17 protein-coding genes and 1 pseudogene are annotated in these 17,741 nt (G+C 40.4%); 8 read left to right on the forward strand and 10 right to left on the reverse strand.

Annotated features, from left to right (window positions below):
• Nucleotides 1-23 precede the first annotated feature (23 nt).
• The 5 genes from ACX17N_RS02755 to ACX17N_RS02775 all read left to right on the forward strand — a co-directional run bounded on the left by ACX17N_RS02755 (nt 24) and on the right by ACX17N_RS02775 (nt 4,148).
• Nucleotides 24-386, forward strand: a complete 363-nt coding sequence (locus tag ACX17N_RS02755; RefSeq protein ID WP_458891029.1) for a phenol hydroxylase subunit P4 — start codon at nt 24-26, stop codon at nt 384-386.
• A 12-nt stretch (nt 387-398) separates the two neighbouring features.
• Complete coding sequence (locus tag ACX17N_RS02760; protein ID WP_458891030.1) at nt 399-1,460, forward strand: 2Fe-2S iron-sulfur cluster-binding protein; 1,062 nt, start codon at nt 399-401, stop codon at nt 1,458-1,460.
• Between the two features lie 115 nt (nt 1,461-1,575).
• A complete protein-coding gene (catA, locus tag ACX17N_RS02765) occupies nt 1,576-2,496 on the forward strand; it encodes a catechol 1,2-dioxygenase (protein ID WP_458891031.1) in 921 nt (306 codons plus the stop codon).
• 129 nt (nt 2,497-2,625) lie between these two features.
• Nucleotides 2,626-3,507 carry a SphA family protein gene (locus tag ACX17N_RS02770; RefSeq protein WP_458891032.1) on the forward strand — a complete coding sequence of 294 codons (882 nt, stop codon included), beginning with the start codon at nt 2,626-2,628 and terminating at the stop codon, nt 3,505-3,507.
• 440 nt (nt 3,508-3,947) lie between these two features.
• Nucleotides 3,948-4,148, forward strand: a complete 201-nt coding sequence (locus ACX17N_RS02775) for a type II toxin-antitoxin system Phd/YefM family antitoxin (protein WP_104500094.1) — start codon at nt 3,948-3,950, stop codon at nt 4,146-4,148.
• A gap of 45 nt (nt 4,149-4,193) precedes the next feature.
• On the opposite strand, the gene ACX17N_RS02780 is transcribed toward ACX17N_RS02775, so the two are convergent.
• The 8 genes and pseudogenes from ACX17N_RS02780 to ACX17N_RS02815 form a co-directional block, all read right to left on the reverse strand.
• Nucleotides 4,194-4,808, reverse strand: a complete 615-nt coding sequence (locus ACX17N_RS02780; RefSeq protein WP_458891033.1) for a MarC family protein — start codon at nt 4,806-4,808, stop codon at nt 4,194-4,196.
• A gap of 105 nt (nt 4,809-4,913) precedes the next feature.
• Nucleotides 4,914-6,086 carry a hypothetical protein gene (locus tag ACX17N_RS02785; RefSeq protein ID WP_458891034.1) on the reverse strand — a complete coding sequence of 391 codons (1,173 nt, stop codon included), beginning with the start codon at nt 6,084-6,086 and terminating at the stop codon, nt 4,914-4,916.
• A gap of 178 nt (nt 6,087-6,264) precedes the next feature.
• Nucleotides 6,265-6,615 (reverse strand): cupin domain-containing protein, encoded by a 351-nt coding sequence (locus tag ACX17N_RS02790; RefSeq protein ID WP_153566796.1) that lies wholly within the window; start codon nt 6,613-6,615, stop codon nt 6,265-6,267.
• A gap of 15 nt (nt 6,616-6,630) precedes the next feature.
• Nucleotides 6,631-7,947, reverse strand: coding sequence for an NAD(P)/FAD-dependent oxidoreductase (locus ACX17N_RS02795; RefSeq protein WP_458891035.1), 1,317 nt, complete (start codon nt 7,945-7,947; stop codon nt 6,631-6,633).
• 11 nt (nt 7,948-7,958) lie between these two features.
• The gene (locus ACX17N_RS02800; protein WP_458891128.1) at nt 7,959-9,155 is read right to left on the reverse strand and encodes an NAD(P)/FAD-dependent oxidoreductase; all 1,197 of its coding nucleotides are present in this window, start codon (nt 9,153-9,155) and stop codon (nt 7,959-7,961) included.
• Nucleotides 9,144-9,305: pseudogene (locus ACX17N_RS02805) on the reverse strand (rubredoxin); the annotation flags it as partial. The gene ACX17N_RS02800 and the pseudogene ACX17N_RS02805, both read right to left, overlap by 12 nt.
• A gap of 24 nt (nt 9,306-9,329) precedes the next feature.
• Nucleotides 9,330-10,760, reverse strand: coding sequence for an aldehyde dehydrogenase family protein (locus ACX17N_RS02810; RefSeq protein ID WP_458891036.1), 1,431 nt, complete (start codon nt 10,758-10,760; stop codon nt 9,330-9,332).
• Complete coding sequence (locus tag ACX17N_RS02815) at nt 10,760-11,953, reverse strand: aromatic ring-hydroxylating oxygenase subunit alpha (RefSeq protein WP_458891037.1); 1,194 nt, start codon at nt 11,951-11,953, stop codon at nt 10,760-10,762. The genes ACX17N_RS02810 and ACX17N_RS02815 overlap by 1 nt, the downstream gene beginning before the upstream one ends.
• Nucleotides 11,954-12,277: 324 nt before the next feature.
• On the opposite strand from ACX17N_RS02815, the gene ACX17N_RS02820 reads away from it, so the two are divergent.
• On the forward strand, nt 12,278-13,963 hold the full coding sequence (locus tag ACX17N_RS02820) for a BCCT family transporter (protein WP_458891038.1): 1,686 nt from the start codon (nt 12,278-12,280) through the stop codon (nt 13,961-13,963).
• A gap of 62 nt (nt 13,964-14,025) precedes the next feature.
• On the opposite strand, the gene ACX17N_RS02825 is transcribed toward ACX17N_RS02820, so the two are convergent.
• Entirely contained in the window at nt 14,026-14,949 is a 924-nt protein-coding gene (locus tag ACX17N_RS02825) for a LysR substrate-binding domain-containing protein (RefSeq protein ID WP_458891039.1), read from the reverse strand.
• A 443-nt stretch (nt 14,950-15,392) separates the two neighbouring features.
• On the opposite strand from ACX17N_RS02825, the gene ACX17N_RS02830 reads away from it, so the two are divergent.
• Nucleotides 15,393-15,548, forward strand: a complete 156-nt coding sequence (locus tag ACX17N_RS02830; RefSeq protein WP_458891040.1) for a hypothetical protein — start codon at nt 15,393-15,395, stop codon at nt 15,546-15,548.
• Nucleotides 15,549-16,262: 714 nt separating this feature from the next.
• Nucleotides 16,263-17,303, forward strand: coding sequence for an IS481 family transposase (locus ACX17N_RS02835; RefSeq protein ID WP_458891041.1), 1,041 nt, complete (start codon nt 16,263-16,265; stop codon nt 17,301-17,303).
• 31 nt (nt 17,304-17,334) lie between these two features.
• On the opposite strand, the gene ACX17N_RS02840 is transcribed toward ACX17N_RS02835, so the two are convergent.
• Nucleotides 17,335-17,733 (reverse strand): hypothetical protein, encoded by a 399-nt coding sequence (locus ACX17N_RS02840; protein WP_458891042.1) that lies wholly within the window; start codon nt 17,731-17,733, stop codon nt 17,335-17,337.
• Nucleotides 17,734-17,741: the final 8 nt, after the last annotated feature.

Raw genomic sequence — 17,741 nt, forward strand, 5'->3', positions numbered from 1 at the left:
TCAAGGAATTTAGGAGTATTCTCATGTCAGTACAAGCTATTCAAGAAAAATATCAATTCGAGCCTCGTGACCTACAACGCAACTATGGCGATAACATGCTGCTTTTTATCGGCTGGGATCATCATACGCTTTTTTGCTCGGCACACGCCTTCTTGGTTTCCCCCCAACAGACCTTACAAGATTTAATTGATCAACAAATTCAAGTAGGTTTCAACCAACATCCAGATTTCAATGCAATTAACTGGTCTATGGTTCAGTTCACCCTGAATCGTCAACCACTTGAGTCGGAATTTTCTAAAACATTGGCTGAGTTAAATTTCGACCATAAATCACTCCTGCGCTTTGTAACGCCAAATTTAAATGGTTATCAAGGCAGTCATGTATAAAGGAGAAATGAAATGAGCTATCAAGTTACGATTGAACCGCTAGGGACTAGTATTGAAGTTGAAGAAGATCAAACTATTCTTGATGCTGCTTTGCGTCAAGGGGTCTGGCTCCCGTTTGCCTGTGGGCATGGGACCTGTGGAACCTGTAAAGTCAAAGTCACAGACGGTTTTTATGATGTAGGTGATGCATCACCATTTGCACTTATGGATATTGAACGTGAAGAAAATAAAGTCTTGGCCTGCTGCTGCAAACCAGAATCTGACATGGTAATTGAAGCAGATGTTGATGAAGATGAGGATTTCTTGGGCTATCTTGTTCAAGATTACCAAGCAAAGGTTTTGGAAATTACTGATCTTTCACCGACAATTAAAGGTGTTCGTTTACAGATTGACCGTCCAATGGATTTCCAAGCGGGTCAATACATCAATATACAATTCCCAAATATAGAAGGCACACGAGCTTTTTCTATCGCAAACTCGCCAAGTGAGCTAGGCATTATTGAGCTGCATATTCGTCAAGTACAAGGCGGTGCTGCAACGACTTATGTACATGAAAAATTAAATATTGGCGATGATCTGCATATTTCAGGACCATACGGACAATTCTTTGTACGTAAATCTGATGAGAAAGATGTCATTTTCATTGCAGGTGGATCTGGTCTATCTAGTCCTCAATCCATGATCTTAGATTTACTTGAGCAAAACGATACGCGAACTATTTATCTATTCCAAGGTGCACGTGATATCTCCGAGCTTTACAACCGAGATCTGTTTGAAAAATTAGTCAAAGACTATCCTAATTTCCGATATATCCCTGCCTTAAATGCACCTCGTGCAGAGGACAAATGGACCGGATTTACAGGCTTTGTCCATGAAGCTGTTGCAGATTATTTTGAAAATAAATGCAGCGGTCATAAAGCATATTTATGCGGTCCACCTCCAATGATTGATGCTGCCATTTCAACCCTGATGCAAAGCCGCTTGTTTGAAAAAGATATTCATACTGAGCGTTTCTTGAGTGCCGCCGATGGTGCAACTTCACAATCCCGATCCGCACTATTCAGACATATTTAAATTCTAACCTTCAAGCATCTAGAGTCATTTACATGATTCTGCCCTTTTTCGAATGATCTGTTTCATGTCCGTTCCAGATCATTCGGATCTCTATTGATATCAAAGGAAGATAACAATGAACCGTCAGGAAATAGACATATTAGTTAAACAAATGAATGTTGATACGGCGACTGGTCCTGTCGATGTACGTGTACAACAAATTGTTGTTCGTTTATTGGCTGATTTATTCCAAGCAATTGAAGACTTAGATATTCAACCTTCAGAGGTATGGAAAGGACTTGAATACTTCACAGATGCGGGGCAAGCCAATGAGCTAGGCTTACTCGCAGCAGGTTTAGGTCTAGAGCATTATTTAGATTTGCGTGCAGATGAAGCGGATGCCAAAGCAGGTATTACAGGAGGCACCCCACGTACCATTGAAGGTCCACTCTACGTCGCAGGTGCACCTGAATCTGTAGGCTTTGCTCGTATGGATGATGGTTCTGAATCTGATCATATCGATACTTTAATTATTGAAGGGATAGTGGCGGATACAGATGGCAATGTGATTGAAGGTGCCAAAGTTGAAGTATGGCATGCCAACAGTTTAGGTCTCTATTCTTTTTTTGATAAGTCTCAATCTGATTTCAATTTGCGCCGCACGATCTTGACTGGTGCGGATGGTAAATATGTTGCTCAGACGACCATGCCCGTTGGTTATGGCTGCCCGTCAGATGGCACCACTCAATTTGTACTGAACAAATTAGGTCGCCATGGTAACCGCCCATCTCATGTTCATTATTTCGTTTCAGCGCTAGGTTTCCGTAAATTGACCACGCAATTTAACATTGAGGGTGATCAATATTTATGGGATGACTTCGCTTTCGCTACACGTGATGGTTTGGTTGCGACTGCTGTAGATGTAACTGATCAAGCTGAAATGCAACGTCGGGGTTTGAACAAACCATTTAAACACATCACATTCAATATCGAACTCGTAAAAGATACTGATTCGATCCCTTCGACTGAAGTTGATCGTCGTCGTGCTATGGCTTAAGACACGCTAATCTCACCACTTTGCACCTTAACTCTGAAGTAGGTGCAAAGCAAATTATGAAAATCCACCTCTTTAGACAGAAATATTTAAAGTAATTCGCGTTAACAAAAATACAGAATAGGACGTTCTATGAATAACAAAATCGCTGGCCTTCTGTGTGGCTTACTGACCAGTTTTCACTTGTCTACAGCATCAGCAACTGAAAATGGTTCAGACTCATTTTCTTTAGGTGCAGAAGGAATCATGGCTGGTGCTTTGCCGCCCGCTGGCCTATATTTCCTTGGCTATTTTCAAAATTACCATGCCAATGAATTTATAGATGGTCCATCAGAATTCCATGTAGATGTAAATGCACTTGTACCCCGTCTCGTATGGATGACCAATTACCAAATTGCCAATGGTCAACTGGGTATGTATGCAGCACAGCCATTGGTCGATCTTAAGGTCAATATTAATGGACTACGTGACTCAAATCAGGGATTAGGAGACCTTTATCTTGGCACAATGCTTGGTTGGCATCATCATAATCACCATTGGCTTGCGGCATTAGAAACGGTTTTAGGCACAGGTGACTACAAAACGCCGAATCAAACAAATCCTGTGAGGGCAAATATCGGTAAGAATTACGATACGATCAGGCCTATTTTTGCATATAGCTACATCAACCCAAATGGATTAGATCTTTCCACGAAAATTTCTTACAGCTGGAATAGTAAAAATGATGCGACAGATTATAAATCTGGAGAATATTTTGCAGGTGACTACAGTTTAGGCTATCGCATTCAGCCCAAAGTCAAAGTTGCAGTTGAAGGATACTTTTTTAAACAAACCAAGGAAGATAGCTTAAAAGGAGAAAATATTGACTTTAAGGGGCAAGCATTCGCCATTGGTCCTGCTCTCCAATATGCAGACCAAAATTGGTCACTTGAAGCAAAATTTCTCAAAGAAACAAATGTTGAGAATCGCCCCGAAGGACATGCCAGTTGGTTAAAACTCGTTTGGGCTTTCTAAATCTTCATGCTTAGTGAGCCGAATTAAGTATCCATAATGGGATTTATTCACATTATGGATATCTGGCTTCTTTTTTTAAGATAAATCTTATTATTCAGTTAGCAGCAAATGTCGTACTAGAAGTAGCAAAACATAATCAGAAAGTGTGAAGCACTTATTTTTCGTATGATTCTATAGTCTTTGTTGCATAAACATTGAAAAATTAAATTGGTTGTACAATAAATTTGAAGTGTAGGCTTATCCATTTGAGAATTATATTGCTGAATAAGCCTTTAGAGGACGATTTATTCAATAAAACCAATAGACCAATCAACCCTCAATTCAGTGGTTGAAAAACCTAATTGTCCATTCCCAAACATCATCCTGCATTGAGAATAAATCGTTTGAACGTCCCATAAGAGACAACTTATATTTAGCCAAATTTAATCTAGGATAGCCTGATGAAAAGTTGGAATTATTCAAATGCACGCGCACAACTTTCTACGTTAATGGATCAAGCACTCGCTGGTCAACCTGTTGAAATTACTCGTCGTGGACGAGAACCCGCTGTAATTATTAGTAAAGCATCCTATGAAATGTACAAAAAAGCTGAATTTGACAAAAAATTCAGCGCTCAATCTCACACGACAGATCTTCCGTAATAACAAATGAGTTGCATGTTTTAATCTAAAGGATATTTTGAAGTCTTACATTTTATCAACTAGACGCATCACTCCTGTAACAATCATATCCACTGCAATTGTCCCAATTAGCAAAGCTGATAAACGCCCAACTATATCAAAATAGCGATCAATATATTTGGCATGTTTATAACGTAAATGATCATGCGAAAATTTCATCAAAATCAATATACTGCAACTCAAAAATAAAGTTAGCCCAATCACTAAAGCTGCTTCGCCTATAGACATGCTCATGCCTGTAACCACCGCAGCACTGATCGTGCCTGGTCCAATCATGAACGGCATTGCAATGGTGCCTGCTAAATGCTCTGGTGCACCACGCATTTCGCCAATAGTATCCGCACCTTGAAATACATAGCGGTATCCAATAACAAGAAAAATTAATCCTCCAAAAATTTGAAATGATTCAAATCTGACATTTAAATACTTACTAAATATCGCCTCCCCACCCCAAGCAAATAATAAAAAAACCACATAGGCGATTAATGCACCTTGAATCAAACCTTTATTAAACACATTCGTTTCAGTGTGCCGAATCAACCCAATCATATAAATACTCATTAGAAATGGATTCAATAGGGAAAAAAATAATGCAAACGAATTAATATATGTGGACAGCATCTTGGATTATCCATTGTTTGTAATTCAACACGCAAAAAGCTCCTAATACAGGAGCTTAATGTGATCTATACTCTATGGTAAGAACGAAAAATAAAGTGCATATACTTAGAAACTATAAATAAACATGAGGTTTAAAAGTTTATTCATTTTACCATCATCCCCTTGCGCCAATGAACTTGAGGTGCCGCCAACAAATGGATCATTTTTACTCATCACATATTCTGTATATAAAGAAACATTTTTGTGATTCCATACAACACCTGCAATATGTCGTTCAGAATCAGCAAAACCATGCTGTTTCTTATTAAAACCGCTATAGACAAAATAAGGTGTAATATTGACCATATCCCCCACATTCGCAAAGGTATAGTTCATATCCACGGTATAGAAATAACCATCATTAGCAATATCATATTCCGTATCAAAAGAACCAAATGTCGACTGATTTGGATTCATACCATCCTTATTGTCGAGTGACATCTCACCACCGGTAATGGAAAGCGCAAAATTTTTATAGCTCAAAGTATTAAAGAGTGCCCAAGCATCTCGTGAACCCTGAGCTGAAGTGCGGTTATTCTCAATATCCGAATACCAGTAGCTTCCACCTACTGACATTTTAAGATCAGGTAGACTTTGCGGGTTAAACTCTTGTTTCACTCGCGCCATCCACATATTTTTTTCTTGCAGCTCTGTTTTATTGGGATCGGACGATTTAACTAAATTGGCGGTATATCTGGCTGCATCACGGCTTGTACCATGATAATTACCACCATCGGTTACAAAGTAAGCGAGATCAAACTGTGTTGCGGAATCCAATTCAAAATGATAGTTCACACCTAGATTATGTGCATCTTGTAAACCAATCGTGTTGTTAATACTGGCATAAAAACTACTGTCCCAATATTGACCTGGACCAAATGGAATCGGTTGCACACCTACAGTAATACGATCGGTCGGGTTAATTTTATACCCCATATAACCATCGACTAAAGTTGAGAAATCACATAAACGTTCGTATTGATAACAACGATATTGCACTTGTCCAAACAACTTAGAAGATTGATAGTCAAGTTTTAAAATTCCAGCATCAAACTGAACTTTCTGATCCGATGCAGGCCCGCCATAATGCTTGTCTTGATAATTAGCACGGACTGCTCCTGACACCGTTAAAGCTCCGAGTTCACTCTTCGCATCACCAAATGTGACACCTGCAAAAGTAGGAAGTGTTACACCTAACGCAAATAACCCAACAGTTGCTTTACGATATAAATGATTCATTTACTGACATATCCTTTGTGTAATGAAATTAAAACAACGTATCCATATTTTTGTATTACCTTGATGTGTAGATATATGTTCACATCAACTTTTTAGCATTCATGCATAACCACGTTTAGCATCTTCGTGAAGCTAAACGTTTACGCAATATAGGCATGATGAATGCTATGATTCAGCCTTAAGCAATCCCGTGTATTTCTTTCCAATTCCCAGGATGTACCACATAGCCAAACAGAGCATGTCCGCCATAGACCAGTTCAGTACCTTCTGGAATCCACAGCATTTGCCCAGGACGGACTTCATATTTCTGACCATTTGCAGTCAACTCAAAACAACCTTCAATGACGAAAATAACTTCGTCATACAGTACCTTCCATGCGACCTCTGCACCTTCCCAACGAGCAAAACCAATACCCATATTTGGAGATACATCAGCGCCTAACGCGCGTGCAACATAAGCCATACCAGGCGTATCACCACGTACATTAAAATTCAGTGACTGACTGTCAACTAAACGGACTTCACTCATCTTCCACTCCCTCTCTTACAATTCGCTACGGCTTTGCCATTTCGCCAAAGCAATACGGAATTTCACCCCCATCCCTAAAAATGGTTCTGGCGGATTCAAACTCGGCATACCTGTGACATACTGAATATCTTTAAGTTGTTCGGAATCAACTCCGACAGCCAATTCAGCAAGTAAGGTTCCCGAAATAGTGCCCCATGCAGCGCCTACACCGTTGTCACATGCACTGGCATACACGCCATCATCCAACTCACCAAAGAAGTTAGTGAAGTTACGTGAAATGGCGTAGACACCCCCCCATGTTTCAGTAAATGGAACATCTACAAGATCTGGATAACGATCAACAAAAGCTTTGCGGTGGTCTGCACGGATTTTTTTACGCTGCTCTTCGTTCACACTTGAACCGTATTTAGGCACGTGCTTGTACGTGTTACGAATCAAGATACGACGGTCAGCAGTCATACGAAGTGTTGTACCTGCGTGGTCTGCTGGGGTTAAGCCCCAATCCAATTCACCGTGGTAGCGCTTCATTTCTTCATCAGTTAATGGGCGCGTCCAACTTGCAAAAGTCATTACAGGTAATAGGCGGTTTCTTAAATAACCAAATTCTTGCGTGAAGATACTGGTTCCCAAAAGTAACTTAGGTGCTTTTATTGAACCGTTATCACCATGCAAAACCCATTGATCACCGACCTTTTCCAAACGACGAATTGGAGATTCTTCCAATAGCTCTACATTTTCAGGAAGATGATCCCCCATACCACGTACAAGAGCTGCAGGTTGCATCAGATATGATCCACCTGTGAAAATTGCACGACTGTAATAATTCGTACCTAAAACCTTCGATAACTCATCTTTTTCTACATAACGGAATGGTTCGCCAAGATCTGTCATCAATTTTGCGAAGTGAGCCAGATGTGCTTCACCACGCTCACCGACTGCACCTTGATATTTACCAGCTAGTGACCATTGGCAATCAATGCTGTGCTTTTTAACTAATCCCTCTAACTGTGCAATTGCAGCACGGTTAAGCTTGAGTAACTTTTGCTTTAATTCAGGATCTGGATGTTCTAGTGAGAATTTATGCGGTAGATCAATAACAAAACCAGAATTTCGACCTGATGCACCTTCTGCTACACGCTGTGCATCGACCAAAATAATACGGGCATTCGGTTTGAGTTCAGCAAGTCTACGCGCTGCAGCCAATCCAGCGAAACCAGCACCAATAATAGCGTAATCCGCAATTTGAACGCCTGTTAAGCGTGTTGCTGGTTGTGCAGCAGGTAATGCCGTATACCAACCGCAACTTTTATCATCATGGGGTAAAGCAATCATGTTCTATATCCTTATGCTGCCGCACTGCTCTTATTTAGCTTTTCAAGCCATTCACTACGCTGCTGCTGTAATTGACTCCCGAGGAGAGCAAAGCCTTTTAATACGCCATCAGCATCATGATAACTGGCAGCCCACTCATCCCCATGTTGTTCCACAAACCATTGACCTTGTCCGACAGGAGATAAAATCGATAACGGAAGAACAGGAGTTTTCACCAATACAGGGGTGTTCTTTAATGTTGCATCGGTAGATTTACCTAATAAGCTGTTTACCAATGCTGGAATAGCTTGGTTAATTGGATTGATGTATGGCGCCCACTGACCATTGACTTCAGCGCAGTCGCCTAATGCGAAAATAGCGGCATCACTACTACGATGATCTAAACCAGTACAAATTCCGCGACCAACGTCCAAACCAGCTTCTTGAGCTAATGAAATATTCGGTTTCAAACCTACTGCGCTTAATACCAAGTCTGTTTCTAAGACCTGACCATTTTGCAGTGTCACTTGATAACGATCGCCTTGTGCCTGTATCGAACGGATACTATTTTCAAGCTCCCAATCTACACCGAGCTTAGTTAAGGCATTTTGTAATGCATGTCCCAATGCTTGTGGAATCAGACGGCCCATTGGCCATTGCCCTAATCCAACAACCGTCACTTTAATGCCGTGTGCTGCTAAATCATTGGCAAATTCACAACCAATTAAGCCATCACCCAATAGCGTGACATGCTGCTTGCCTTCTAACATAGAACGGAAGCGACGATAATCCGCCAAGTCGTTTACACTCACGACTGCACTGGTATCACCTTGCATAGGGATCACAATCGGAGAAGCACCCGTCGCAAGAACCAAGCGGCCAAATGGATATTCACCAATTGAAGTAATTAATTTCTTGTTTTCACGGTCAATACGTTCAACACGAGTATGGGCATATACACGGATGTTTAAACGCTTTTCCCAGCTTAATGCGGTCTCTCGTACAAGCGAGTGACCGTCCTTACCTAATGCCAAAGCATTAGATAAGGCGGGTTTACTGTAAATCGCGCCATCATCAAGCGTGAATAAAGTGATTTGCAGATCTGCAGACTGAGCACGTAATGCCGAAGCAAGTTGATAACCCGCATGGCCACTACCAATAATCACCACAGGTTCAATTGTTTCTTGAACTTGAGGTGCTTCTATCACCTCATCTGTGATTTCAATCATTTCAAAGTCAGCTTTAGTAACCAAACAGTCTGGGCATAACCAGTCTTCAGGCACATCTTCCCACTTTGTGCCTGGAGCAATACCATCAGCAGGCCAGCCTTTTGCTTCGTCGTAGATCCATCCACAGACAATACATAACCACTTTTTCATCTTGTCTCATTCCTTCCCTGATGACTACGCGTGATGTGACAAACGAATTGCGATGTTTCGTGTTTGCACATAACTGTAGATCGCTTCCTGACCTTTTTCACGACCAAAGCCAGAAAGCCCGACACCACCAAATGGTGTTTCAATACCACCAGCAAACCATTCATTAATGAAGACTTGCCCAGCACGTAAGCGATTCGCGATACGCAATGTTTGATTGATGCCAGCACCAAATACGCCCGCAACCAAACCAAAGTCAGTACCATTTGCAATTTCAATCGCTTGGTCTTCATCATCAAATGGGATCATGACCAGTACAGGACCAAAAACTTCTTCCTGGGCAATACTCATAGATGGCGTTGCTTCAATAATAGTCGGCTCTACAAAGTAACCTGCGAGTTCTGGTGCTTTACCACCAGTTAATACCGTTGCGCCTTCTTGACGAGCCTGTTCCACCATAGCCAGAATACGTTGCTGCTGATCGAGAGAAACAACAGGTGTTAATTCGGCATGCGTTTCACCTGAACCAATGTTTAAGCTTTGCGCCATGGTTACGACAGCTTGTTTCACTTCTTCAAAACGACTGCGATGCACCAATAAGCGCGACATTGCAGAACACACTTGACCTGCGTTATAGAAAATACCGACTTTAACGCTACGGATCAGATTTTCTAAATCCACATCAGCCAAAGCAATTGCGGCAGACTTACCACCAAGCTCCATGACAGATGGCGTTGCACGTTGTGAGGCAGCTTTTAAAATGCGTTGACCCGTCGGAACTGAACCCGTAAATACGATTTGATTCGTATCGTTGTGTTCAACCAAATGGTTACCAACTTCAGAACCTTTACCGCAAAGTAAGTTCACCGCACCTTGTGGGAAGCCTGCTTTTTCAATTGCCGCAATTAACAAGGTCATCGCAAGAGGTGAAATTTCAGGAGACTTGATTACTACTGCATTACCTGCAGCTAATGCTGGAGCAAGTGAACGTGCACAGATCGATACTGGGAAGTTCCAAGGTACGATCTGAACAGAAACACCCATTGGTACGTATTGCGTAAAATCGACATAGTCTTTACCTAGCGGCACAGAGATTCCTTCGATTTTATCTGCCATACCTGCGTAGTATTCGAAATAACGAGCAGCTTCTACAAACTCTTCACGCGCAGTTTCAAAATTTTTACCATTTTCTAAACAAAGCACCATTGCTGCTTCGTCAGTAATTTCACGAATTGCTTCTGCTGCTTTCAGCATCCACGTCGTACGCTGTGCAGGACGTACATCTGTTAGTGACCCACTTTCGACACAACGACGAGCAGCAGCCATTGCCAAATCAGCATCATCAGTTGTTGCTTGTGCAATCGTTGCATAAGGCGCTGCAGTACCAGGGTTCATGATCACCAATTGGCGGGAAGAATCCCGCCATTGACCATCAACATAGTTGAGGTAATGTTTCATTATCTACCCTCTAAAGCCGCTTTAGTTTGATTAGCCAACCATTGTTGGAAGAAATATGTTGGTAAATCCATTTCAGGCGAGAAAACACCACCAGTAAAACCTGGAGAATGACGCCCTTTTTGCATGTTCTCTACCGCAAATACATCTTCCGCAAATACAACTTTCCAAGATTGCAAAGTCGCTTCACGACATGCGTCATATTCCGGGCTAAGTGCTTCATCACCCACGTAATACAAGCGTAATTTTTCAATTGTTTTTTCAGGGGCGATAGGATCAATCATCATGGCAAACGCGTGGTCCGCTTGAATACCTAACAAGACATTCGGAAATACCGCCACATATTCAGCATGACGTAGTTGATCTTCTGGCCAGCTTGGGAATTTTGGTAAATGCGTACCAGCTGTTGCAGATAGGTTGTATTTATAACTCCCCTGACCCGAGAAACGATCTTCAAACATAATGTTGTAGTGATCTTCAAGTTTTGAGTAGGTGTTTAATGCAGGGTGTACCCATGGCAAGTGATAGGCTTCACAGAAGTTTTCAACAGTCAGTTTCCAGTTACTCTCAACAGGAAGTTCAAATACTGAACCTGTTTTTGCCACACGAATTAAATCAAGATCATTAGTGCCTAAAAAAGCTTCCCAACGCTTTGCTAATGGTGCGATGTGCTCTTCAAATGCAGGTGCATCACCCGAAATATTAATAAAGACTAAGTCCATCCAGATAGCTGAACGCAGCGCTTTTAAGCCATGTTTTTCACATTTAAAACGTTCATCTTTATGCTGACCGATCCCACCAATATGTGGTGTACCTTTTAGATTACCGTTTAAGTCATAGCTCCAAGAGTGGTATGGACAGCGAATCACGCCTTCAATGCTACCCTCTTCATGCACTAACTGCATGCCACGGTGGCTACATACGTTATGGAATACTTGAACTTCACCTTCACGGTTACGCATCATGACCAACGGCATACCCATAAAATCCACAGGTTTCACATAGGCATTTTTAGGTAAGTCTGAAGCAAATCCAACACACGCCCATGTTTTTGCAAAAACATTATCACGTTCAAATTGGAAGTATTCTTGACTAAGATATGCTTCATTCGGCATACCACTAGATTCAGTAATCGGGCTTAAAATATTCTCGATCTGTGCAATTGAAATCAGTTTTTGGCTAACTTGACTGTTCATCCGATAATCTCCATTTCGTTCCTAAACGCAGTTCTCCCTGCGAGGCCATTCAACCATGAGCACGTGGTGCCTTTGATAGTGAAGATTCTGTAAAACATCGAGCAAACAGACAAACGACTTTTTAGCTAGGCATACATGAGTTTTTATCATGCATCTAAAGAGGAGGAATTTGACTTATACTTGGTATGTGCGATCTATGATTAAAACTCACTCATGGATGAGAATAAATCAGTTGAGCAAATTCCATGTGAATCACTAAGCTTTTAAGACTCACATGATCAGTTAACAGGTAGTTAACTGCGGTGCCGCATCCAAGGAGGAGTTATGCGTGCTACATCAGGAGTCTTTAAGGGACTCAATCCGACAGTCACCGTCATTTCAAAAATTTTAGTTTTAGTTTTTGTACTGTTTTGTGCTTTTCAAGCTGAACAGGCAGGCAAACTTTTCGAACAAGTGTCGACTATCTTATTAAATAACGTTAAGTGGTTCTACGTTGGACTTCTGACGTTTGTCGTGGCGTTTTTACTGTATTTAATGGTTAGTCGTTTTGGTCTAATTCGTCTTGGAAAAGATGATGAAAAACCAGAGTTTAGCTTTATAGCGTGGATTTCCATGCTGTTCTCTGGCGGTATGGGAATTGGTATTGTATTTTGGTCTGCGGCCGAACCTATGTGGCACTACGCGAGCAATCCATTTACGCCAAGTTTTAGCGATGAATCTGCCAGTATGGCAATGCAATTGACCTTCTTCCACTGGGGCTTACATCCATGGTCAATTTTCTGTGTCACAGCTTTAGCACTGGCTTACTTTTCATATCGAAAAGGTCTTCCTTTTAGTTTACGTTCCATTTTATATCCCATCATTGGTGACCGTATTTACGGCCCAATCGGACATACCGTTGATATTTTAACGGTGGTGATTACCGCATTTGGTATTGCCCAAACCTTAGGAATGGGTGTGATCCAAATCAACTCAGGGCTAAATCAAGTTTTTGGTATATCCAACAGCCTAGGTGTTCAATTTTCAATCATTGCAATTTTATGTAGTATTGCAACCGTTTCGGTCGTATTTGGTATCAATCGCGGGATGCAACGTATATCTGAACTTAATATGTTGTTGTCAGTATTGTTAATCATCATTTTACTTGCGATTGGCCCAACCCGTTATATTTTAAATACTTTACTGGAAACAACAGGGAATTATACGCAAAATATTATCGGGATGAGTCTTTGGAGCGATGCACAAAAAGATTCTGGTTGGCAAAATTGGTGGACTGCCTATTACTGGCCTTGGTGGATGACTTGGGGTCCTTTTGTCGGTATGTTCGTCGCCCGTATTTCTAAAGGTCGTACTATCCGAGAACTGATTGCTGGTGTGTTATTAGTTCCAACATTAATCACCGCCATCTGGATGTCGACCATTGGTGGTTCAGCATTGAAAATTGAACAGGATGCACGCCATCAATATGAAGCCCAAACAGCAGCTTTAGTTGAAGCTGGACAACCTGCTGCTCAAGCATTTGAAGGTGGTCCTATCGTCAAAGCAACTAAAGCAGACAATACCACAGCACTTTTCACCATGTTTGACAACATTGATCATGGTACCTTAGGTCAAGCCTTGAGTGTTATTGCATGTCTATTGTTAGCAACCTATTTCATCACCTCAGCAGATTGCGGAACCCATGTACTCTGTTTTCTTGATGCCGAAGGAGCAACAGATACACCAATAAAAATTAGAATTGTTTGGGGCGTGCTGATCGCTGTAATTGGTGCTGGACTGCTTTATGCAGGTGGATTAAAAGCCATGCAAACTGCCTCTATTATTGCAGGCTTTCCCATCTCAATTTTCATCGCCATCTTAAGTGTGACCTTATTTAAGTCTTTACGTCGTGAACCGCAAGCTTGGGCAATGATGCCAGAGCATGTTCGTCCTGATTTTTGTGATAAACCAGTTTCGACAGAGACTCAGGAGAGTCCCAGAATTATTGGACAATCCATCTCCGAAAAATAAGTCTCATCACAAATAAAAATAGGGATCTAAGATCCCTATTTTTATGCCTTTTATATAGCTTATTAGGTCAAACCTTTCTGCCCCACTTGTCCAGGCAATTGCTCTAATAACCATTGACGAAAATGTTTTACACTAGAAGGTATCACACCACGATCAAGCGGCTCTAACATACAAAAGCTCGCTGGCGTTCTTAAAACCGTATCTACAGGACGTACTAAAGATCCCGATTTTAAATAGTCATCAACTAATGACCCCCAAGCCAAAGCAAGACCATGTCCATTAATTGCTGCCTGTAATAACATTGGGTAGTTATTAATATTAATCCGATTTTTCGGCTTAACAATTGGATAGTTCACCGATGTAAACCATTCATTCCAGTTAATCCAATCTTTTTGAGAATCATCTAGATATAACAAAGTTTTTTCAAAAATCTGTATTTGATTCTCTGTATCTTTGAATTGTTCTAAATAACTAGGGCTACAGACAGGAAATACCTCTTCAGGAAAAAGCATGGTGGCTTGCATACCCACAGGAGGAACTTTGCAATAAAACAAGGCAATATCAAAATCCATTTTATATAAATCTTGAATATTCTCTGTGGTCAAAATCCGTAAATCTATTTCTTCACTTTGCTGAAATCCAGCAACTTTTGGCAATAACCATAAAGAAGCCATCGCATTTGTGGTCGCTACTGTAACTTGGCGATCACCTTGCCATTTCTTAATTTCGGCTGTCGCTTGAGCGATATTCAATAAAGAAGCGTAAATCGTTTGATAAAACTGTGCTCCGGTCGGGCTTAATAAAATATTACGATTGGCACGAATAAATAGCTCTTTCCCTAAGTATTCTTCCAATTGTCTAATTTGTCGACTAATTGCACCTTGCGTAACATTAAGTTCATCAGCAGCTTTGGTAAAACTCAAATGACGGGCAGCAGCCTCGAAAACGATGAGACTATTCATCGGAGGAAGTGGCTTGATCTTCATGGACACTCCTGATTTGTCCCAAAAATTAATCCATTAACATAAAGTTTCAGGCAAGTAATCTATACTAAATTACTTGGATAAAACTTTGTTTAGATTCTCATAATTATAACAGGAACAAAAATGATAAAAACTATTGAATCCATGAGAAAAAGTCATAGCGGTTGAATAATCACTCAGCTAATAAAGTTGAGATGGTGTCAATTGAACCAAAGAAATATTTAAACTAATTTTAATAACTTAAGTAAAAATCAATCTTAATTTATCCCCAATTTTACCCTTTCTTTATAAACTTTTAATAACTAAGGAAACACGCTGACAGTACTATGTTCACAGAATGCAAGTAACGTTAATACTTAACTTTAATCGTGACTGATGATTTATAAAAGGTCGATCTTCAGCATATCGACCAAACCAATGAATCGGGTCTCAATCTACTCCAATGGATGGCAAAACAAAATGGTGCAGAAATGGCGGTGAAAAAAGATCGGCTTTTGATCTTCACAGCAGGCAGTGCAAAGACGGCTTCAGGTAAAGATTTACCCACCATTACTTTGATCAGGAACAGTGGTGACCAATTCCGATATAGCGAACAGGATTGAGAGTCTGACCATACTAGTGTATCAGCCAGTTATCAGGACACAGACAAAGCCAAACGTGAAAAGGTGGTGATTGATGACAAAGGTAAGGTTAAACACTTATAGGGAACGTTTGCCAACAAAGCTGAAGCGGAACGAGCAAGTGCTGCGAAGATGGCTGAAATTAAGCGCAAAATGGCGAAATTTAGCATCAATTTAGCTTATGGGCTACCTGCGTACTGATCCAATCAAGCTACAAGGCTTTAAAACTGATGTAGATAACCTGAAATGGATCGTTGAAAAAGCCACTCATAGCTATGCTAAAAGTGGTAGATTGACTACTCAGTTAGACCTTGAAGCTAACGTTTGAATTTCAGGTGCTTCAGGGCGATACTCTACATTTAACTTGTTATAAATATTTAAAGTAGCATCTGCACTCCAAAAAAAATCCAAATAGAAGAAATTGTTAAAATGAATAAAGATAAAGAAAGAATAAATCCTAAAAAGTAAACACTTGAATTTACAGGTATAGGATTTACATAAGGTAGCCACGTTAAGATTGCAACTAACATATCATTTAGGTACAAAATCATGAGTGATAGAAAATATGAAACTGCAAGAAAAATCATTAACTTAACGTGTATTAGTTCAGACTTAATCTGACATAGAGCTTGAAAAAGAAGAAGTTACCGATTTTGATTAAAGGTGTCGAATCTCAATCAATAAAGGTAACTTCTCATGTTGCATACTAACAATCAAATCATTAAACACAAAGTCGGTCTGCTCAATTTAGCAGAGGAACTTCAGAACGTATCCAAAGCTTGTAAAGTCATGGGAGTATCAAGAGATACCTTCTATCGCTATCAAGAACTTGCCAGTACAGGCAATATGGATGCGCTCATCAACCAGAGTCGCAGAACTCCAAATTTTAAAAACCGAGTAGATGAGCAAACAGAACAAGCTGTTGTTGATTTTGCAATCCAATATCCAGCTTATGGTCAGCATCGAACCAGTAATGAGCTACGTCGGATTGGCATCTTCGTATCTGGCAGCGGTGTGCGCTCTATCTGGCTTAGACACAATCTTGAGAACTTCAAAAAGCGATTAAAGGCACTTGAAATTAAAGTTGCTCAAGAAGGTATTCCGTTGAATGATCAGCAGATTGCTGCATTGGAACGTAAACATGAAGATGATGTTGCTTGTGGTGAAATTGAAACACATCATCCAGGTTACCTTGGAGCACAAGATACTTTTTATGTCGGAAATCTAAAAGGTGTTGGGCGTATTTATCAGCAAACTTTTATTGATACTTATAGCAAAGTGGTTCACTGCAAGCTGTACACAACCAAGACGCCAATTACAGCCGCAGATTTATTGAATGACCGCGTGTTACCATTCTATGAGTCACAAGAATTGCCAATGCTTCGCATTTTGACCGACAGAGGCACCGAATATTGCGGTAAAGTTGAACATCACGATTATGAGCTTTATTTGGCTCTGAATGATATTGATCACACTAAAACTAAAGCAGCATCACCACAAACAAATGGGATCTGCGAGCGCTTCTATAAAACGATCTTGCAGGAGTTTTATCAGATTACTTTTCGAAAGAAACTCTATAGCTCATTAGAAGAGTTACAGCTTGATCTAGACGGTTGGCTGAAATTCTATAATACTGAACGAACCCATCAGGGTAAGGTGTGCAATGGCAGAACACCATTTGCAACATTACTTGATGGAAAACGTATTTGGGCTGAAAAGAATTTAGCTCAAATTTAACCTGACAGTCTTAAGCAAATATCGGTAACTGTCAGATCAGGTTTGAGCTAGTACACTTAACGAGTTGTGATTTAGTGTAATGAGTTACAAAAGTAGTTTTATCCTCAATAGTTTCTATCTTTATCAATTTTCTCGCAGTAATTATATCTTCAATTACTATAAAAAAACGCTGTGGGTAATTTGCAATCACATAGTCGACTTCAAGGTGGCCAACTTTCTCAGATCCAACTGAAAGCTGTGCTGCACAGTCCCTTTCTATTTTTTCTTTATCAGAGTTATAGTAATTATCAAGATACTCTTTTACAGCATCTAACCTACTTAAATAAAATTTTCTTCGATGTGTAAAACGCTTACCTCTATCTAACCAAACAATAAATGGGACTAAAGCAACTAAGGCAGTTGTAATTTTTATTAAATTATCTAAATTCACGAATGAAC

The sequence above is a fragment of the Acinetobacter sp. GXMZU3951 genome, from assembly GCF_054457875.1.